The organism is Streptomyces sp. NPDC102258 (assembly GCF_055584685.1).
Window position 1 is genome coordinate 48,793 of the sequence record NZ_JBVJLO010000020.1, and the last position, 19,953, is coordinate 68,745.

Consider the following 19,953-nt stretch of genomic DNA (forward strand, 5'->3'; position numbering starts at 1 on the left):
GCCCGGGGGACGCCCCGGACCGGCCGTTCGGTGTTCCCCGGCCCGGTGTCGCTAGGCCGTGCGGCGCCGCCGGAAGGCCGCGTACAGGCCGCCTCCTACGAGGACCAGCGCGGCCCCCGCCAGACCGACCGGGCCCACCGTGCTGCCGGTGGAGGCCAGCGGGCCGCTGCCCGAGCCGCCCGACGTCGCCGGGGTGGTGGCCCCGCCGCTCGGGGTGGCGGACGCCGACGCGGAGGGCGACGCGGAGGCCGAGGGGGACGCGCTCGGCGACGGCGTGCCCGAAGTGCTCGGGGCCGGACCGGCCGGGTTCACCGTGAACGCGGCCTGGTTGTTGGCCAGGTCCGGGTCGAAGGGGTGCTTCTGCGGCTCCCCGCCGAGGCCGGGCCGGCCGACGGTGATGGCGCCCTTCGCGTCCGCCACCGCCTTCTCGATCCGCAGCTCGAACGGGAACGCCGCCTTCTCGGTCTCCAGCAGCGTGGCCCCCGTGGCGCACAGGTAGCGCGGCGCGGCAGCGGTCCCGGTGGAGCGGCAGGCCGCAGGGGCCGTGACCACCTTCAGGCCCGCCGGGAGCGCCACGTCGACGACGGCCGCCGGGGCCTCGGAGCGGGGTTCGAAGACCCAGGCCGGTCCCTGGTTGCGGACGGCGACGACGGCCTGGACGGTGTCGCCCGCCTTGCCCTTGACGACGACGGGGTCGGCCGCGAGGTCGGCGGTGTTGGTGACGGCGAAGACGGCCTCGCGCCGGTTGTCGGCGGGGTTGAGGTCCGCGCCGCGCACGGCCGGGGGCGGGGCCGCCGCCCGCTTCTTCGCGGTGAGCTTGCTGCTGCCGCCCGGGCCCTTGCCGGCCGGGTCGCCGGGCTTCGGCCCGGGCTTCGGCTTTCCGTCGACTTCGGTGTGCGTGCCCGCGTTCGCGCCCGCCGCCGGGTAGATCCCGTAACCCAGGACCTCCGCGCGGGCGTGCCCGGTGGCCCTCAGGTGCAGCGGGCTGTCCCCCGCCAGCTCGTAGCCCGCCCCCGTCTCGAACTCGCCCTCGATCGTGCAGAGCGCGGTGGTGGAGGTACGGGTGGTGCGGTACTCGCAGTTGTCGTAGCGCTCGGCGAGCTCCAGGCCGTGGCTGGCCTCCAGCTCCAGGACCACGCCGTGCGCGGCCTGCGTGCCCCGGTTCTCGAACGCGAGCGGGAGTGCCTGGCTCTCGCCCGGCTTCGGGTCCTTCTTGAGCGGCATCTCCCCCATGACCAGGTCCGGCCCGCCGACCGTGACCGCGGTGACGGCGGACGTGACGGTGACCCCGGCCGCGGCGCCGCTCACCGTGATCTCGCCGCTCTTCCCGTTCGCCGCGCCCTTGGCAGCGGCGACCTGGAGGTCGACCCCTCGCGGGGCCCCCGCGCCCGTGCCCTTGTCCTCGCAGACGAGCGTGGCGGCGACGGTCTTGCACAGGGGCGTGTCGAGGACGGTGGCCACCCCGGCGACCTTGGACAGGTCGACGGTGAAGGTGAACGGGCCGGTGAAGGCCGTGCCGCCGGCCGGCTGCTCCAGCCGTACGGCCAGTGTCACCGGCTTCGGCGCGCCGTCTGCCGGGTACGGCGTCAGGGCGAGGGCGGACGGGGCCGCGAGGGTGAGGACGGGTTCCGCGGCCTGCGCGGGGGTGATGGCGGTGGCGGTGGCGAGCCCCGCGGTGACCAGGCCGCAGGCGGCCAGCAGGGAGATGCGCTGTCTCATGCACCCTCTGACCGCCGGACCCGTGCCGCGGTTGTGTTCCTCGCCCTGTGACCGACACCACAGACCTGGCGGAAGGATTCCGGTACAACCTTCTCCGGCGACCGCCTGTCCTCTCTTGTACCGCGGTGAGTACCGCGCTCGGAGGGGGAGCGCGGTACTCATCACGGTCGGTGAGAGGGGCCGGTCAGGGCCGGTGTTCCGGTTCCGGTTGCCTCGGAGGCACGGGCGGAACGGCCAGGAAGGGCAGCCGCAGCGCCCCGAAGGCCTCCTTGGGGACGGCCGGAGCGACCGGTTCCACCGCCGCGAGACGGACGTACGCCGCCCCCTGCCCGGGCCGCGGGTCCGCCTCGCCCTTGTTCGGCCAGTACGACATCGCCCGCTCCGCCTGCGCGGTGATCGTCAGCGACGGGTTGACCCCGAGGTTCGCGGAGACGGCCGAACCGTCGACGACCGAGATGCCCGGGTGCCCGTAGAGCCGGTGGTACGGGTCCACGACCCCCTCCCGCGGTGAGGCGCCGATCGGGCAGCCGCCGAGGAAGTGCGCGGTCAGCGGGGTGCCCATCAGCTCGCCGACGTTGCTGCCGGGGAAGCCGTTGATCTCCTCGGCGAGCAGGGTCGCGGCCCGGGTGGCCGCCTCGATCTGCACCGGGTTGGGCGCGCCGTGGCCCTGGCGGGCGGTCAGCAGGCCCTTGCCGAGGCCGCCGGGCTTGCGGTAGGTGGTCAGGGAGTTGTCGAGGGACTGCATGACCAGGCCGATGATGGTCCGCTCCGACCAGCGCCGGTTCGACAGCGAACGCGCCAGCTGGAGCGGGTGCCTGGCGGTGCGGGCGAACCAGGCGCGGACCCGGTGGCGGCTGTAGGGCACCTGGAGGACGGTCAGGAACCCCATGGCGTTGGAGCCCTTGCCGTAGCGGACGGGCTCGATGTGCGTGTCGGCGTCGGGGTGCACCGAGGAGGTGATGGCCACGCCCCGGGTGAAGTCCGCCCGGCGCTCCGCCCCGTGCCGCTTGCGGTAGCGGCGGTCGTCGGTCTGGGCGCCGACCAGGCCCTCGGAGTTGGTGCGGGTCAGATCGCCGAGCCGGTCCGAGAGGCGGGGCAGTTCGCCCCGGTCCTTCATGGTGTGCAGCAGGGTCTGCGTACCGTACGTCCCCGCCGCGACGACCACGTACCGGGCGCGCAGCACCTTGGCGCGGCCCCGGCGGCGGTGGTCGGTGGGGACGGTGCGGACGCGGTGGCCGCCGTCCGGGTGCTCGGCGAGGGCGGTGGCGGTGGTCATGGGGTGGATGACGGCGCCCGCCCGTTCGGCGAGGTGCAGGTAGTTCTCGTTCAGGGTGTTCTTGGCGCCGTGCCGGCAGCCCGTCATGCACTCCCCGCACTCGGTGCAGGCCGTACGGGCGGGCCCGGCTCCGCCGAAGTACGGGTCGGGGACCTCCTGCCCGGGCCGCACGGGCGCCGCGCCCCCGGCGTCCTCTCCGTCGCCGAAGAACACGCCGACCGGCGCCATGTGGAAGGAGCCGCCGACGCCCATCTTCTCGGCGGCCGCCTTGAGGTGGACGTCGGAGGGGGTGAGTGTCGGGTTCAGCCGTACCCCGAGCATCCGCTTGGCCTGGTCGTAGTACGGGGCCAGTTCCTCGCGCCAGTCGGTGATGGAGGCCCACTGGCGGTCCTCGAAGAAGGCGGCGGGCGGCACGTACAGGGTGTTGGCGTAGTTGAGCGAGCCGCCGCCCACGCCGGCCCCGGCGAGGACCATCACGTTGCCGAGCAGGTGGATGCGCTGGATCCCGTACAGGCCGAGGGCCGGCGCCCACAGGTAGTTGCGCAGGTCCCAGCTGGTGCGGGGCAGGCTCTCGCGGGTGAAGCGGCGCCCCGCCTCCAGGACGCCCACCCGGTAGCCCTTCTCGGTGAGCCGCAGCGCCGCGACGGAGCCCCCGAAGCCCGATCCGATGACGAGGACGTCGTAGTCGTAGGCGTGGTCGTCGTCACGTGCGTGTGCGTGTGCGTCTGCGTCTGTGTGTGCGTGCGGCACGGGCGGGCTCCTAACGGAAGCGGAGGGCCTTCATGACCTGGAGGCTGCGGGTCATGAACCGCGCGTACGCCGCGTCGTCCATGCCCAGCGAGGGCGCCATCGGCAGCAGCCGCTGGTGGGCCACGGTCTGCGCCTCGGTGTACTTGAGGATCCCCTCGGAGCCGTGGCGGCGGCCGAGGCCGGAGTCCTTCATGCCGCCCATCGGGGCCTGGGCGCTGCCGTAGGCGGGGGCGTACCCGTCGTTGATGTTGACGGTGCCGGTGCGCAGGCGGGCGGCGACGGCGTGGCCGCGCTTGGCGTCCTTGGTCCAGACGCTGGAGTTGAGGCCGTAGGGGGTCGCGTTGGCCTCGGCGATGACCTCGTCCTCGTCGGTGAAGCGGTAGACGGAGACGACCGGGCCGAAGGTCTCCTCGGCACAGACGGCCATGGGCGCCTCGACCCCGTCGAGGATGGTGGGTTCGTAGAAGAGGGGGCCGACGTCGGGGCGGGCGGTGCCGCCCGCGACCAGCGTGGCGCCCTTGGCGACGGCCTCGTCCACGTGCCGTTGTACGGTCTCCAGCTGGCGGATCCCGACGAGCGAGCCCATGTCCGCCCCGTACGCGAGGGCGTGGCCGAGCCGCATGGCCTTGGTGCGGGCGGCGAACCGCTCGACGAAGGCGTCGGCGACCGAGGCGTGGACGTAGAGCCGCTCGATGGAGATGCAGAGCTGGCCCGCGGAGGAGAAGCAGGCGCGGACGGCGCCCGCGGCGGCCTTCTCCACGTCGGCGTCGGCGAGGACGAGCATGGCGTTCTTGCCGCCGAGTTCGAGGGAGACGCCGACCAGGCGGTCGGCCGCGCCCCGGGCGACCTCGCGGCCGGTACGGGTGGAGCCGGTGAAGGAGACGTAGTCGGCGTGCCGGACCACCTCGGGGCCGACGACCGGGCCCTCGCCGAGCACGACCTGGAAGACCTCGGCGGGCAGCCCGGCCTCGATCAGCAGGTCACGGGCCCACAGGGCGGTCAGCGCCGTCTCGGTGTCCGGCTTCATGACGACGGCGTTGCCGGAGACGAAGGCGGGCAGGGCGTCGCCGACGGACAGTTCGAGGGGGTAGTTCCAGGGGGCGATCTGGCCGACGACCCCGCGCGGCTGGCGCAGTTCGGTGACCTTGGTGAGGGTGGGCATGGCGCCCGTGTGGCCCTTGGGGCGCAGGTACGAGGGCGCCTTGCGGCCGTAGTGGCGGGCGGCGACGGCGACGGCCTGGACCTCTTCGTGGGCGTGCAGGCGGGCCTTGCCGGTCTCCAGCTGGATGAGGTCGAGCACCTCGGACTGGCGGGCCAGGACCAGGTCGTGGAAGCGCAGCAGGACGGCCGCCCGGCGGCGTACGGGCACCGCGGCCCAGGCGGGCTGGGCGGCGCGGGCCGCCGCGAAGGCGGTGGCGACGTCCTCGGGGGTGGCCTCGGGGAGGTCGGCCAGCTTCTCCCCGGTGAAGGGGGTGTGGTTGGCGGTCCGGCCCGAGCCGATCACTCCGCGGGTCAGCCGGGCGACCAGGTCGGGGGTCACCACGTCGGCGGCGGTGCGGGCGCCGGCCGGGACCGGGGCGACGGGGTTGGTGGGCTGCGGTGCGGTGCGGAGGGGGGCGGCGGGGGCCTGCGAGTCCGTCATGGCGGTGAGCGTATTGCGCCCACGAGCCTTTGGGTACCCGTGGGTAACCGGATTTTGCCAAGTCTGCCAGTGATCGCTGGCGCGATCGTCGGAGAGTGGCGCGATCCTGGCGCCGCCGCCCGGCGGGGCCCCCGCGTTCAGCCCTTCTTCGCCGGGGGCCGCCAGCCGGTGAGCACCGTGTCGAACTGCTGCCGGATCTTGGGCCACTCGTTCGCCGGACCCGACATGTACACCGCGTACTCGGTGTCGTCCGGGCTGTAGTACATCTGCTCGATGGCCCGGCGCGGCCCGGCGTGCGGCGCCTTCTCCGTCCAGGAGAAGTCCCACAGCCCGGCCCGGGTGGTGTCGCGGAAGCTGTTCTGGCGCAGCGCCTCGCGCTTGTAGTCCATGCGCTCCTTGAGCTGCTTCTCCATGTCGAGGAGGTGCACGTACGGGTTCTCGTAGTCCGGGGTGGTGTCGATGGCGATCCGGATGAGGTGCCGGCCGTTGTCGGGGGTGTAGTCGATCTGGTTGCCGTCCATCTGGCGCTTCCAGCCGGCCGGCACGAACAGGGTGAAGCCCGTCGGGTCCTCGACCTTGACGAAGCCGGCCGGCGCGGTCGCCTCCGCGGCGGGCGCCGCCGGCCCGGCCTCGGCGTCGTCGCCCTGCGCCACGCCGTCGGCGGCGACGGCCGAGCCACCGTCCTTGACCCCGTCGTCCTTGCCGTCCAGGTACGTGAGCACCCCGAACACCCCGCCACCGCCCAGCAGCGCCGCCACCAGGGCGACGGCCGCGGCCCGCCTGAGCCGCCCGGGCGGGCGCCCGGCCGGGGTGGGGCGAGGTTCGGCGAAGGCGGTCGTCGGCGCCGGCCCGGGGGCCGGAGTGGGCGGTTCCGGCTGCTCCACGGGCCGGGCGGGGGCCCGCTCCTCGGCGCTGACCGCGCGGGTGGGCACGTACGCCTGGGCCGCCTTGGGCTCGCGGCCCTCCATCGCCTCGATCAGCATCCGCTCGGCCTCGGCGGCCGAGGGCCGCTGCGCCGGGTCCTTGCGCAGGAGGGCGGTGATGACCGGGCCCAGGGCGCCGGACTGGCGCGGGACGGGCGGCTCGTCGTTCACCACGGCCTGGAGGCTGGAGATGGGCGACGTACGACGGAACGGCGAACGGGCCTCGACGGCCGTGTACAGGGTCGCGCCGAGGGACCACAGGTCGGAGGAGGGGTCGGGGGCGCCGCCCGTCACCCGCTCCGGGGCCAGGTAGTCGATGGAGCCGACGAGCTCGCCCGTCCGCGTGATGGAGGAGTCGCCCTCGATCGCGGCGATCCCGAAGTCGGTCAGCAGCACCCGGCCGTCCTTGGCCAGCAGCACGTTGCCCGGCTTCACGTCCCGGTGCAGCACGCCGACCGCGTGCGCGGCGCGCAGCGCGCCCAGCACGTGCAGCCCGATCCGGGCCGCCTCGCGGGGCTCGATGCGGCCGGCGGCCTTGGCGGCCTCCGCGAGGGAGGGGCCGTCGATGTGCTCCATGACGATCCAGGGCCGGTCGTCGTGTTCCAGCACGTCGTGGACGGTGACCACCGCCGGGTGCTGGATCCGGGCCGCGGCCCGGGCCTCCTTCTGGGTCCGGGCGTGCAGGACCTCCCGATCGGCCTGGGCCACGTACAGCCCCGCCGTCAGTTCCTTGACCGCCACGGTCCGGTGCAGCAGCTCGTCATGCGCGCGCCACACCTTGCCCATGCCGCCGCTGCCGATGGGCTCCACGAGCCGGTACCGGCCTGCGAGCACCGCACCCGCGCCTGTCTGCTGTTCCACGAATTCCCGCCGCTCTGTGCACTCCGGGCCAGATTACGGAGCCCGTGGCCGCTGCCGGAAGCGGGCGGGGCCGGTGAGGCCGCACTGTGACGCAATCGCCGTACTGATGACCGGTCAGCCACCCGCCTGGTAACTCGCCGTGGCCTTCTCGAAGACATCGGTGACCTTGTCCTCCTCGTCCTTCGGGCCCGTCACCAGGACGACGTGGTAGCTGCCGCCGAGGGCGACGACGAAGTTGCGGGCGAGGACGGACCGGCCGGTCGAATCGATCCAGGAGTAGCGGCCGGTGACGCGCAGCCGGCCGCCGACCGTGGTGCTCTTGACGTCACCCCCCTCCGCCCAGGTGGAGTTGCGGTACGGGGACAGCTCCGGCTCCTTGTCCTGCTGGTACGCCTTGGGGTCCGGGTTGCCCTCGACGCGGTCCCGGCCGGGGACGACGGTGAGGGTGAACGCGCCCTGGGTGTACCGCACCTGGCCGGCCTCGTTGACGCCGTGGCGGGTCCAGCCCTGGGGGACGGCGACCGTGAAGTGCTCGGGGTCCCGCTCCAGGGTGTACCCGTCGGGGGCGGAACCGGGGGGCTGGGGCGGGGCGGGGGGCTGGGAGGGGGCCTGGGACGGGGTGCGGGCGGGCGGTGCGCTCGGCGCGGGGGCCGAACCCGCCGGGCTCTGCGCGGCCGTGGGCTGCTGCGCCTGCCCGCCGCCGCTCTCCGCGGAACGCGGCATGAACAGGATCGCGTACGCCACGGCGGCGGCCAGCAGACCCAGTACGCCGACCAGCAGGGTCCGGCCGAGGGAGCGCGGCTTGCGGGGGGCGGCGGGGTTGCGGTGGCGGCCGTGCAGGTCGCCGCGCCGGCGGACGACGGGCAGCCGGGCCGGGTCCGGCTCCGGCATCGGCAGCGCGGCGAAGTCCCCGTCGGGCTCCGGCGCGGAGCGCACGAGGGAGCGCAGCCAGCCGCGGAGCTCCTCGAAGTCGGGCCGCTCGGTGGGGTCCTGGCGCAGCAGGGACTCCACGACGGGCCGCAGCGGGCCGCACTCCTCGGCGAAGGCGGGGGGCTCGGCGCAGACCATCTCGACCAGTTCGGCGACGCTGTCCTCGGGGTAGGGGGCGTGGCCCTGGACGGCCCGGTACAGCAGGGCGCCGAGCGCCCAGAGGTCGGTGGCGGGGCCGACGGGCGCGGCGAGCTGCCAGTGGCCGAGGACGGGCCCGGCCTGCTCGGGCGCCCACCGCTCGGTGACGGCCCCGACCACGGCCATCCGCGTCTGCCGCGCCCGCTCCGCGTCGAGCCCGCTCCGCGGACCGCCCCAGGCCCCGCCACCACCGTGGCCACCGTTCGGGCCCGGGCCGGGGGCGCCGGGATGGGCTCGGCCGGGGCCGCCGGGGGGCGGCGCGGCGGGCGTCGGGTTACGGGTGCCGGGAACGGCCGGGTCCGCGTACGGAACGGGCGCGGCCGGCGAGGGGGTACGGCTGCCGGGAACCGCCGGGGCGTCCGCGTACGGAACGGGCGCGGCCGGCTCGGCCTCGCGGTACCCCTGCGGCAGCGCCAGCCGCGCGGGCAGCGCGGACCGGTACGCCTCGGCCCCCTCCGGGCGCGCCGCGCGCTCCCCGTCCGCCCCCGGGCCCGCCCCACGCTCCCGCTCCTCTTCGCGGCCCGGCGCGGAGCCGGCCGCGGCCTCCCACCCCGCCTCCTGGCCGGCCCCGGGCGCCCACTCCGGCTCACGGTCGGGCCCGGCCCCGGACTCGGGAGCCCACATCTGCCCTTGGCCGGGCCCGGGGCCGGTCCCGGGCGCCCACTCCAGCTCGTAACCGGGCGCGGGGCCGCGCTCCGGAGCCCACTCCCGCGCCGGCTCCGGGCCGGCCCCGGGCGCCCACGGCCCCTCGGGTTGCACCTCGGGTACGCGTCCCGGCGCGGGGCCGGCTTCGGCGGCCCGCCCGCCTTCCCCACCCTGGCCGGGCGTGCCCGGCTGTTCCCGCTCATCGCCGGGGGCCGGGGCCTGCGGGCGGCGCGGGGCGGCTCCGTGCCAGGGCGTGGGGGCGGTGGTGTCCGGGCCGCCGTACGGGTACGCGTACTCCTGCGGCAGGTTGGCCCCGGTCGGCGGCAGCCGCGGGACCACCACCGGCCCGCGTTCCCCGCGCTCGCGCGCCACCTCGGCGGCGGCGGCCCGGCTTCCGGTCCGGTAGGCGGCGATGATGTCGGCCCGGGCGGTGGCCTGCCGCTCGGCGGCCGGGTCCGCCGGGGGGCGTACCTCCTCCGGCACGATGTGGTCGGAGTAGACGGGCCCCACCCGCTCCTCCGGGCGCGGAGCAGCGGCGGGCTCCGGGCTGATGAGGTCGGAATAACGCGGCCCGGTGTCGTACCCCGGCGCCACGAGCGGCGCGTACACGGGCCCGTCGCCCTGCTGCGCAACCCCGACGCCACCAGTCCCCTCGGGGTCCGGCACGACACGACCCGGCGCATCAGGACCCGCGGCGAAGCCACCCGGAGCAAGCCCGCCCGGGGCATCGGGATCCGGCGGCGGGGCCGGAGCCGGAGGCAGCGGCTTCGGGGGCGGCGGGCCCCACCCCAACGGAGCAGGGGCCGGGTCCGGAGCCGTCGGCGGGTCGGGATCGGTCTCCGGGACGGGGTCGTAGCCGCAGAGGGCCTCCTCGGCGGCGCCCGCCGCGAGCCCGGTCAGGACGACCCGCCCGTCGTCGCATATCAGCACGGTCCGCACCGTGATGTTGCGGTGGGTCCAGCCGTGCGCGTGCAGCACCCGCAGCGCGGTGAGCACGTCCGAGGCGACCTCCGCCGCCCGGTAGGGGCTCAGCGGTTCATCGGCGATCAGTGCGGCGAGTGGCCTGGCGGGGACGAGTTCGCTCACTATCCACAGCGAGTCCCCCTCCGCGAACACGTCGAAGACCTGGTCCAGCCGGGGGTGGTCCGGTACGGACGCGGCGGCCTGCGCGGCGGCGATCGCCCGCCGCACCGCGGGAAGTTCCGCCGACGCGCCGCCCTGCGTACGGGTCCCGTCGAGCAGCTCCGCGTCCACGACCTCGGGTAACGGCACCTGCCGTACGAGCACTTCCTGCCCGCTGCGCGTATCGAAGGCCCGGGTCTCTATCAGCTCGTACTCGTCGGACGGCGGCAGCGGCAGACGGTAGCGCTCGGCCAGGATCCGGCCCGCGTACTCCTCCACATCGCCTCCCCCGAGTGCGGCTGGTCCCCATGGCCCCGCTGACACGATACGTCGCCCAGGGCATGTGCGTCCCGGGCTTGCGCGGGCCGTCAGCCCAACGACTGGAAGGTCTGGAACGCCGTGTCGCGCATCTGCGCGCACTCGGGGGCGTCCCACTGGTCGGCGGCGCAGCTGATCATGATGGCGTAGCCGTGCTTCGCGTCCATCCGGAAGCCGCGGTCGAGGACCCGGACCCGGACGCCCTTCTGCTCCCGCTCGAACTCCCAGTCGGCGACGGTCGGATAGCCCCGGTAGTCCACCGACTCCAGGCGTATGAGGTGGTATCCGCTGCTGCTGGACGCGACGGCCGGGGCCAGCTCCAGCCAGGCGGCGCGGGCGTCGGAGCCCGGACTGGAGGTGTGGTCGATCTGGATCCGGGGGAAGCCGCCGTCGCGGCTGTAGATCGCGCCGGAGTCCTGGCCCGCGGTGTCCGTCTGGTGGAAACCCTGGGGCATCGCCATGGAGAAGTGGAACCGGGGGTCGCTCACCGTGGCGTACCCGGCGGGGAGCGCACCGCCGGGGGCACCGGGGCTGGCGCCCTGCCCCTGGCTGCCCTGTCCCTGCTCCTGGCCCTGTCCCTGTCCCTGGCCGGAGTCGCCGCCCGGGGTGGCTGATCCGGCTCCGCTCGGGGTGGCGCCCTGCGAGGAACCGGCCGATGCGGCCGGGGTGTTGCCGGGAGAGGCCGCGGGGGCCTGGCCGCCCGGGGACTTCGCGCCGGACGCGGCGGGGGTGGGGCCGCCCTTGCCCTCGTTCTTGCGCGCGCCGCCTTCGTCATCACCGCTGACCAGGTACACGATCAGCGAGCCGAGCACCGCCAGCACCACGAGGACGCCGGCTATGGCGAGCGCGATGGTGCGGCGCGACATCACGTCGGTGAGCGGGGCCGGCACCGGTGAGGGCCGGGACGGAGCGGCCTCGGCGGCGGTGGCGGTGGCGGCCACGGCTGCCGCGGCCTTGCGGGCCGACTTCAGCGCGGCGCGGGCCCGCTCCCGCTGCTCGCGCTCACGCCGCTCCCGCTCCTTCTTCACCGCCTTCTCGGCGGCCTTGTCGGCTTCGGCCTCGGCCTTGGTGAGCGATATCGGCCGGGTCTCCTCCACGGCCGGTATGGGCGGCGGCTCGGGCGGGGCCACCGGCTCGGGGGCGTTGAGCACGGCCGTGAGCATGGCCCGGGCGCCGTTGTCGTCGAGCCGCCCGGCGGGGTCCTTGACGAGGAGTCCGTAGATGACCTCGGTGAGCGGACCGGCGTTCTTCGGCGGGTCGACCGGTTCGGTCATCACCGCGGTGAGGGTGGCGAGCGCGGAGCCCTTGTCGTACGGGGGCGTGCCCTCGACGGCCGCGTACAGGAGCCCGCCGAGGGACCACATGTCGGCGGGCGGGCCGGGCTTCTGGCCCCGGGCGCGCTCGGGGGAGATGTACGAGGGGGCGCCGACGAGCATGCCGGTGGAGGTGATCGAGGGGTCGCCCTCGACCTGCGCGATGCCGAAGTCGGTGAGGACGACGCGGCCGTTGGCGGCGATGAGCACGTTGGACGGCTTCACGTCGCGGTGCAGGATCCCCTGGCGGTGCGCGGCGCGGAGCACGTCGAGGACCGCGAGGCCGACCTCGGCGGCGCGGCGCGGGGTCAGGGGGCCGTGCTCCCGGATGAACTCGGCGAGGGACGCGCCCTCGACGAGCTCCATGACGATCCAGGGGCGGCCGTCCTCGTCGACGACGTCGAAGACGGTGACGGCGCCGGTGCTCCGGATGCGGGCGATGGCCTTGGCCTCGCGGAGGGTGCGGGTGATGAGGCGGCGCTTCTCGTCCTCGTCGACGCCGCTACTGAAGCGGAGTTCCTTGACGGCGACGGTCCGGCCGAGCACCTCGTCCTCGGCCCGCCAGACGGTGCCCATGCCGCCCTTGCCGAGCACGGCTCCGAGCCGGTACCGCCCGGCGAGCAACCGCCCCTTGTCCTGGCCGTCCCCGCTCTCGCCCTCCTCCGCGGCGGCGCCCCCCTCCCCGACGGCCTCGCCACCGACGACGGCCCCGGACCCCCCTCCGACGGACCCGGCCTTCCCCCGCCCGGCCTTCACTCCGTCGGCGGCCTTCACATCAGCAGGCTTTACGTCAGCGGGCTTGGCGTCAGCCGGCTTCGCGTCAGCGGGCTTGCCATCGGAAGGCTTCGCATCAGCCGACTCCGCCTCCACCGACCCGTCACCGTCACCGTCACCGGACGCCTCCACCCGCTCGGCGGGCTTCACACCGTCAGCGGCGGCCTTACCGGAAGCGGAACCACCGGAAGCCCCCGAGTCGGCGGCCTCCGCACCGTCCTCGTCGGCATCGGCGCGGGTCTTCGCATCGGCATCGGAGCCGGTCTTCGCGTCCGCGGCAGCGGACCCGGCGTCCACCGCCGGAGCGCCGCGCCCCGCGCCGGACCGCGCCTTCGGGACCCTCGCGGCCCCGGAGGCGGCGTCCTGCCCGGCCGCGGCCGGGCAGGACGCCGCGTCACCGTCCAGCTCCGCCGCAGGCGACCCGGCAGGCGCCCCGGCAGGCGATTCGGTGTGCTCCGGCTTCGACATGCGTCCCCTCTGCGTTCGTGCAGCGTGCCCCGGCTGCCCCGGCAGCCGCCGGGGGGCACGGTAACCCACCCCGGCAGAAACCTCATTGTTGCTCACTCCGCGTCCGACGGAAGCCCCGGGGCCGACGGTTCCCCCGCCCGGGTCGCGGAGTTACAACGGAACGATGTCAGGCGCTCCCAGCCGTGCAGCGTCCGCCGTCTGGTCGTCGGGCTGGCGCTGCGATTCGCGTTCCGCCTGCACCCTCTTCTCGTAGTGCTCGACTTCCTTCTCGATCTGCTGCTTGTCCCACCCCAGCACCGGAGCCATCAATTCCGCGCACTCGCGGGCCGATCGGGTCCCGCGGTCGAACGTCTCGATGGAGATCCGGGTCCGCCGCGTCAGCACGTCGTCCAGGTGCCGCGCGCCCTCGTGCGAGGCGGCGTAGACGACCTCGGCCCGCAGGTAGTCGTCGGCGGCGCTCAGCGGTTCGCCCAGCGACGGGTCGGCCACGATCAGGTCGAGGAGCTCCTCCGTCAGGCTGCCGTAGCGGTTCAGCAGGTGCTCCACCCGCGCCACGTGCAGTCCGGTCCGCGCCGCCGTCCCGGCCCGGCCGTTCCACAGGGCCCGGTACCCCTCGGCCCCCACCAGCGGCACGTCCTCCGTGACGCACGGCGCCACCCGCTGGTCCAGCCCGTGCACCGCCTCGTCGACGGCGTCCTTCGCCATGACCCGGTACGTCGTGTACTTGCCGCCGGCCACCACCACGAGCCCCGGCACCGGGTGGGCCACCGTGTGCTCGCGCGAGAGCTTGCTCGTCGCGTCCGACTCGCCCGCGAGCAGCGGCCGCAGCCCCGCGTAGACCCCCTGGACGTCGTCCCGGGTCAGCGGCACCGCCAGGACGGAGTTCACGTGCTCCAGCAGGTAGTCGATGTCGGCGCTGGACGCCGCCGGGTGCGCCTTGTCCAGGTCCCAGTCGGTGTCCGTCGTGCCGACGATCCAGTGCCGGCCCCACGGGATCACGAACAGCACGGACTTCTCGGTGCGCAGGATCAGCCCGGTGTTCGAGTGGATGCGGTCCTTGGGGACGACCAGGTGGATGCCCTTGGAGGCCCGGACGTGGAACTGCCCGCGCTCCCCGATCAGCGCCTGGGTGTCGTCCGTCCACACCCCGGTCGCGTTGACCACCTGCTTGGCGCGGATCTCGTACTCCCCGCCGCCCTCCACGTCGCGCACCCGCGCGCCGACCACCCGTTCGCCCTCGCGCAGGAAGCCGATCACCCTCGCCCGGTTGGCGCAGTCCGCCCCGTACGCCGCGGCCGTGCGCACCAGCGTGGTGACGTAGCGCGCGTCGTCCATCTGGGCGTCGTAGTACTGCAGGGCGCCCACCAGCGCGTCCTTGCGCAGGGCCGGGGCGATCCGCAGCGCTCTGCGCCGCGAGAGGTGCCGGTGGGTGGGCAGGCCGCGCCCGTGGCCGCTGGAGACGGACATCGCGTCGTAGAGGGCCACGCCCGAGCCCGCGTAGAGCCGCTCCCAGCCCTTGTGCTGGAGCGGATACAGGAACGGGACCGGCTTGACCAGGTGGGGGGCGAGCCGCTCCAGCAGCAGACCGCGCTCCTTCAGGGCCTCGCGTACGAGGGCGAAGTCGAGCATCTCCAGATACCGCAGCCCGCCGTGGATCAGCTTGCTCGACCGGCTCGACGTGCCCGACGCCCAGTCGCGGGCCTCCACCAGCCCCGTCGAGAGGCCTCTGGTCACGGCGTCGAGCGCGGTGCCGGCGCCGACCACCCCCGCGCCGACCACCAGCACGTCCAGCTCGCGCTCGGCCATCCGGGCGAGCGCCTCGGCGCGCTGCTCCGGCCCCAGTGTCGCTGTCCTCACGGCTGCCTCCCGTTGGTGCGGGCCGAAACCCGTTCGATGCGGGTGATCCCGCTCACATCTCCCGTTTCACGATTCTGACCGGCCGCACCGACATCGGCCACCGCCTGTGGACAACACAGCGGTAGCCACCACCCCACAATGCGACATTTCTGTCATATATACGCCTAGTCTGACATTGCGCCAGCTCCCGGGGGCGTGCGGACCCCTCCGGTCCCCCTGCCCCGGGATCGGCCGCGCACCGCCCCCTCATGCCAGGGAAGGGAAGGGACGGCCCCCCATGCCCGCAGATCTCGCCGTCATCGGACTCGGCCACCTCGGCCTCCCCCTCGCCCAGGCGGCCGTCGCCGCCGGAATCGAGACCGTCGGCTACGACAGCGGCCCCACCACGGACAGCACCCTCACGGCCGCCGAGGTCCGCCGCATGTCGGCGGCCGGCTTCCGGGTGACCACCAACCCCGCGGAACTCGGCCGGGTCCGCACCGCCGTCATCTGCGCCCCCACCCGGCTCGGCGCCGACCGCGCGCTCGACCTGAGCGCCGTCGGCGAGGCGGGCCGCGCGCTCGCCGCCCGGCTGCGCCCGCACACCACCGTGATCCTCGAATCCGCCGTCCACCCGGGCGTCACCGAGGACTACCTGCGCCCCGTCCTGGAGAGCGGCTCGGGACTGCGCGCCGGGCGGGACTTCCACCTGGCCTACTCCCCCAGCCGCCACGACCCCGGCAACCGCACCCACGGCATCGCCAACACCCCCAAGGTCATCGGCGGCCTCACCCCGGCCTGCACCGAGTCCGCGCACGCCTTCTACGCCCGCCTCACCGAGAAGGTGGTGCGGGCCCGCGGCCTGCGCGAGGCGGAGACGGTCCAGCTGCTGGAGACCAACTACCGGCACGTGAACATCGCCCTCATGAACGAGATGGCGGTCCTCTGCCACGACCTCGGCGTCGACCTCTGGGACGTCGTCCGCTGCGCCGAGACGAAGCCGTACGGGTTCCAGGCATTCCGCCCCGGCCCGGGCGTGGGCGGCCACGGCGTCCCACTGGACCCCAACTACCTCCCCCACACCACCCGCACCCCCGGCCACCCGCTGCGCATGGTCGGCCTGGCACAGGAGATCAACGACCGGATGCCGCAGTACGTGATCCAGCGCTCGGCCACCCTGCTGAACGAGCACGGCAAATCCGCCCGCGGCGCCCGGGTGCTGCTGCTGGGGGTCACGTACAAGCAGGACCTCGCCGACCAGGAGGGCTCCCCGGCGCGCGAGATCGCCAGCCGGCTGCTCGACCTCGGCGCCCTGATCAGCTACCACGACCCGTACATCACGGGCTGGCGGGTGCGCGACCAGCCCGTGCCGCGCGCCGAGTCGCTCTACGAGGCCGCCGCCAACGCCGACCTGACGATCCTGCTCCAGCACCACCGTACGTACGACCTGCAAGGGCTCGCGGTGAAGGCGCAGCTGCTGCTCGACACCCGGGGCGCCAGCCCGGCCGGCGCGGCCCACCGGCTCTGACGCAGGCGCCACCCCGCCTCCCTCCCAGGTCACGGCCGGGTCCCGGTCCGATCACGGCCTGCACCGCCCCGAGCCCATCCGCCCGAAATCCCCCCTTGGGATGTCCGAACCCCCTGCTAGCCTGCGGCGTCACTTATCTCGCGCTTACGCTCGACCGGCGGACGTGCGTCCTGATCCCTGGGGGGGGATTTCCGATGAGCCAGAACTTCCAGCCGCCCGCGCCTCGTCGTACACCAAGGTGCCCGCGCCGGCTCCCGCCGCGTCCGGCCACCTCGGCCTCGGCATCCTCGCCGCCGTCGTGGCGGCGGTCGTCGCCGCGGGCGTCTACGGCGGGATCATCGGCGGCACGAAGCACGAGATCGGCTGGGCCGCCGTCGGCGTCGGCGCCCTGATCGGCTTCGCCGCGGGCAAGACCGGCGGCCGCAACCCCGCCCTGTCCGCCGTCGCCGCGCTGCTCTCGCTGGCCGCCGTCTTCGCCGGCCAGATGTTCGGCATCGTCCTGATCGCCGCCGACGAGCTCCAGGTCAGCGCCTTCGACATCCTCGACGGCGGCTTCTCGGCGTTCCAGATCTCCCGCAAGACCGCCCACTAGGAACCGAACGGGCCCGCCCGCGAGGAATCCGACGCGCACTGCGCCGGACGGGTGGCCACGGCCAGACCGCCGCCGCCCGGGCCGCTGCACGCCGGAGGGCCGGCACCCCGCTCGGGGTGCCGGCCCTCCGGCGTACGTACGCGGCCGGTCAGCGGCTGTGCTGCGAGTCCGCGACGGTGACCTCGACCCGCTGGAACTCCTTGAGCTCGCTGTAGCCGGTGGTCGCCATCGAGCGGCGCAGCGCGCCGAAGATGTTCATCGAGCCGTCGGGGCTGTGCGACGGGCCGGTGAGGATCTCCTCGGTGGTGCCGACCGTGCCGAGGTCGACCTTCTTGCCGCGCGGCACGTCCTCGTGGACGGCCTCCATGCCCCAGTGGTTGCCCTTGCCGGGCGCGTCGGTGGCGCGGGCCAGCGGGGAGCCCATCATCACGGCGTCGGCACCGCAGGCCACGGCCTTCGGGATGTCGCCGGACCAGCCCACGCCGCCGTCGGCGATGACGTGCACGTAACGGCCGCCGGACTCGTCCATGTAGTCGCGGCGGGCCGCGGCCACGTCCGCGACGGCGGTGGCCATCGGGACCTGGATGCCGAGCACGTTGCGCGTGGTGTGCGCGGCGCCGCCGCCGAAGCCCACCAGCACGCCCGCGGCGCCGGTGCGCATCAGGTGCAGGGCCGCGGTGTAGGTGGCGCAGCCGCCGACGATGACCGGGACGTCGAGCTCGTAGATGAACTGCTTGAGGTTCAGCGGCTCGGCGGCGCCGGAGACGTGCTCCGCCGACACGGTGGTGCCGCGGATCACGAAGATGTCCACGCCCGCCTCGACGACGGCCTTGGAGAACTCGGCCGTGCGCTGCGGGGAGAGCGCGGCGGCGGTCACGACGCCCGAGTCGCGCACCTCCTTGATCCGCTGACGGATCAGGTCCGCCTGGATCGGCGCGGCGTAGATCTCCTGGAGGCGGCGGGTCGCGGACGCCTCGTCCAGCTCCGCGATCTCGTCGAGCAGCGGCTGCGGGTCCTCGTAGCGGGTCCACAGGCCTTCGAGGTTCAGCACGCCGAGGCCGCCGAGCTCGCCGATGCGGATCGCGGTCTGCGGGGAGACCACCGAGTCCATGGGGGCGGCCAGGAAGGGAAGCTCGAAGCGGTACGCGTCGATCTGCCAGGCGATCGAGACCTCCTTCGGGTCCCGCGTACGCCGGCTCGGGACGATGGCGATGTCGTCGAAGGCGTACGCCCGGCGGCCGCGCTTGCCGCGCCCGATCTCGATCTCAGTCACGTGTGGTGGCCTTTCCTGTGGGTCTGCCCGTCCAGTATCCCCGACGGGCGGAGGACTGCGTTTCGGTGACCGCTGTACGGACGGCCGCCGCGCGCGGCCGTCGCACGGACGGCCGCCGCACGGCGAAGGGGCGGACCCGGCGCCTGCGCCCCGGGTCCGCCCCTCACCTCACGCGTTTCAGCCCTTGCGGGAGTAGTTCGGCGCCTCGACCGTCATCTGGATGTCGTGCGGGTGGCTCTCCTTGAGGCCCGCCGAGGTGATCCGGACGAAGCGGCCCCGGTCCTGCAGCTCGGGCACCGTACGGCCGCCGACGTAGAACATCGACTGGCGCAGGCCGCCGACGAGCTGGTGCACCACCGCGGAGAGCGGGCCGCGGTAGGGCACCTGGCCCTCGATGCCCTCGGGGATGAGCTTGTCGTCGCCGCCCACGCCCTCCTGGAAGTAGCGGTCCTTGGAGAAGGACTTGCGGTCGCCGCGGGTCTGCATCGCGCCGAGCGAGCCCATGCCGCGGTACGACTTGAACTGCTTGCCGTTGATGAAGAGCAGCTCGCCCGGGGACTCCTCGCAGCCCGCGAGCAGCGAGCCGAGCATCACCGTGTCGGCGCCCGCGACCAGGGCCTTCGCGATGTCGCCGGAGTACTGCAGGCCGCCGTCGCCGATGACCGGGACGCCCGCGGCCTTGGCGGCGAGCGAGGCCTCGTAGATCGCGGTGACCTGCGGGACGCCGATGCCGGCGACGACGCGGGTGGTGCAGATGGAGCCGGGGCCGACGCCGACCTTGATGCCGTCGCAGCCGGCGTCGATCAGGGCCTGGGCGCCGTCGCGGGTGGCGATGTTGCCGCCGATGACGTCCACGCCGGAGTTCGACTTGATCTTGGCGACCATGTCGCCGACCAGGCGGGAGTGGCCGTGGGCGGTGTCGACCACGATGAAGTCGGCGCCCGCCTCGATCAGCGCCTGGGCGCGCTCGTACGCGTCACCGGCGACGCCGACGGCCGCGCCGACGAGGAGGCGGCCGTCCTTGTCCTTGGCGGCGTTCGGGTACTTCTCGGCCTTGACGAAGTCCTTGACCGTGATGAGGCCCTTGAGGAGGCCCGCGTCGTCGACCAGCGGAAGCTTCTCGATCTTGTGGCGGCGCAGCAGCTCCATGGCGTCCACGCCGGAGATCCCGACCTTGCCCGTGACCAGCGGCATCGGGGTCATGACCTCGCGCACCTGGCGGCTGCGGTCCGACTCGAAGGCCATGTCGCGGTTGGTGACGATGCCGAGCAGCTTGCCGGCCGCGTCGGTCACCGGGACGCCGGAGATGCGGAACTTCGCGCACAGCTCGTCGGCCTCGCGCAGCGTCGCGTCCGGGTGCACCGTGATCGGGTCGGTGACCATGCCGGACTCGGAGCGCTTGACCAGGTCGACCTGGTTGGCCTGGTCGGCGATGGAGAGGTTGCGGTGCAGCACGCCGACGCCGCCCTGGCGGGCCATCGCGATGGCCATGCGGGCCTCGGTGACCTTGTCCATCGCGGCGGACAGCAGGGGAACGTTCACGCGGACGTTGCGCGAGATGAGGGAAGAGGTGTCGATCGCGTCAGGCGACATGTCCGACGCGCCCGGCAGCAGCAGCACGTCGTCATAGGTCAGTCCGAGCGTGGCGAATTTGTCGGGCACTCCGTCGGTGGTCATGACACCTTCCCAAATGGTCTTGCTCAGCGCGGATGTCCATGCTAACGGGATCCCGACGCGTCTCATTCCACGAGCAAGGTCACGTGGAAGTTTCGTCATTTCCTACGA

11 protein-coding genes are annotated in these 19,953 nt (G+C 74.2%); 2 read left to right on the plus strand and 9 right to left on the minus strand.

The window, feature by feature from the left end; all coding sequences use genetic code 11:
- Nucleotides 1-51 precede the first annotated feature (51 nt).
- From ACZ6ZT_RS27975 to ACZ6ZT_RS28005, 7 genes are all read right to left on the minus strand, one after another.
- Nucleotides 52-1,719 (minus strand): peptidase, encoded by a 1,668-nt coding sequence (locus ACZ6ZT_RS27975; RefSeq protein WP_469722788.1) that lies wholly within the window; start codon nucleotides 1,717-1,719, stop codon nucleotides 52-54.
- A gap of 184 nt (nucleotides 1,720-1,903) precedes the next feature.
- Nucleotides 1,904-3,745 (minus strand): GMC oxidoreductase, encoded by a 1,842-nt coding sequence (locus ACZ6ZT_RS27980; protein WP_469722790.1) that lies wholly within the window; start codon nucleotides 3,743-3,745, stop codon nucleotides 1,904-1,906.
- Nucleotides 3,746-3,755: 10 nt separating this feature from the next.
- Nucleotides 3,756-5,387, minus strand: coding sequence for a succinic semialdehyde dehydrogenase (locus ACZ6ZT_RS27985; protein ID WP_469722791.1), 1,632 nt, complete (start codon nucleotides 5,385-5,387; stop codon nucleotides 3,756-3,758).
- Nucleotides 5,388-5,524: 137 nt separating this feature from the next.
- Nucleotides 5,525-7,171, minus strand: a complete 1,647-nt coding sequence (locus ACZ6ZT_RS27990) for a serine/threonine-protein kinase (RefSeq protein WP_469722793.1) — start codon at nucleotides 7,169-7,171, stop codon at nucleotides 5,525-5,527.
- Between the two features lie 114 nt (nucleotides 7,172-7,285).
- Nucleotides 7,286-10,345, minus strand: coding sequence for a protein kinase family protein (locus ACZ6ZT_RS27995; protein ID WP_469722794.1), 3,060 nt, complete (start codon nucleotides 10,343-10,345; stop codon nucleotides 7,286-7,288).
- Nucleotides 10,346-10,434: 89 nt separating this feature from the next.
- Nucleotides 10,435-12,939: a serine/threonine-protein kinase gene (locus ACZ6ZT_RS28000; RefSeq protein WP_469722796.1), complete on the minus strand. Its 2,505-nt coding sequence runs from the start codon at nucleotides 12,937-12,939 to the stop codon at nucleotides 10,435-10,437.
- Nucleotides 12,940-13,089: 150 nt separating this feature from the next.
- On the minus strand, nucleotides 13,090-14,796 hold the full coding sequence (locus ACZ6ZT_RS28005) for a glycerol-3-phosphate dehydrogenase/oxidase (protein ID WP_469722797.1): 1,707 nt from the start codon (nucleotides 14,794-14,796) through the stop codon (nucleotides 13,090-13,092).
- Nucleotides 14,797-15,073: 277 nt separating this feature from the next.
- On the opposite strand from ACZ6ZT_RS28005, the gene ACZ6ZT_RS28010 reads away from it, so the two are divergent.
- On the plus strand, nucleotides 15,074-16,303 hold the full coding sequence (locus tag ACZ6ZT_RS28010; RefSeq protein ID WP_469722799.1) for a nucleotide sugar dehydrogenase: 1,230 nt from the start codon (nucleotides 15,074-15,076) through the stop codon (nucleotides 16,301-16,303).
- Nucleotides 16,304-16,541: 238 nt separating this feature from the next.
- A complete protein-coding gene (locus ACZ6ZT_RS28015) occupies nucleotides 16,542-16,895 on the plus strand; it encodes a hypothetical protein (protein ID WP_469722800.1) in 354 nt (117 codons plus the stop codon).
- Nucleotides 16,896-17,043: 148 nt separating this feature from the next.
- On the opposite strand, the gene ACZ6ZT_RS28020 is transcribed toward ACZ6ZT_RS28015, so the two are convergent.
- Both ACZ6ZT_RS28020 and guaB read right to left on the minus strand, forming a co-directional pair.
- Nucleotides 17,044-18,168, minus strand: coding sequence for a GuaB3 family IMP dehydrogenase-related protein (locus tag ACZ6ZT_RS28020; protein WP_469722801.1), 1,125 nt, complete (start codon nucleotides 18,166-18,168; stop codon nucleotides 17,044-17,046).
- Nucleotides 18,169-18,345: 177 nt separating this feature from the next.
- A complete protein-coding gene (gene guaB / locus ACZ6ZT_RS28025; RefSeq protein WP_469722803.1) occupies nucleotides 18,346-19,845 on the minus strand; it encodes an IMP dehydrogenase in 1,500 nt (499 codons plus the stop codon).
- Between the last annotated feature and the right edge of the window lie 108 nt (nucleotides 19,846-19,953).

Excerpts from the sequence above, each read along its gene's own strand:
- ACZ6ZT_RS28000 (WP_469722796.1), bottom strand. The coding sequence starts at position 12,939 with ATGTCGAAGCCGGAGCACACCGAATCGCCTGCCGGGGCGCCTGCCGGG.
- guaB (WP_469722803.1), bottom strand. The coding sequence starts at position 19,845 with ATGACCACCGACGGAGTGCCCGACAAATTCGCCACGCTCGGACTGACC.
- ACZ6ZT_RS27985 (WP_469722791.1), bottom strand. The coding sequence starts at position 5,387 with ATGACGGACTCGCAGGCCCCCGCCGCCCCCCTCCGCACCGCACCGCAG.
- ACZ6ZT_RS28010 (WP_469722799.1), top strand. The coding sequence starts at position 15,074 with ATGCCCGCAGATCTCGCCGTCATCGGACTCGGCCACCTCGGCCTCCCC.
- ACZ6ZT_RS27975 (WP_469722788.1), bottom strand. The coding sequence starts at position 1,719 with ATGAGACAGCGCATCTCCCTGCTGGCCGCCTGCGGCCTGGTCACCGCG.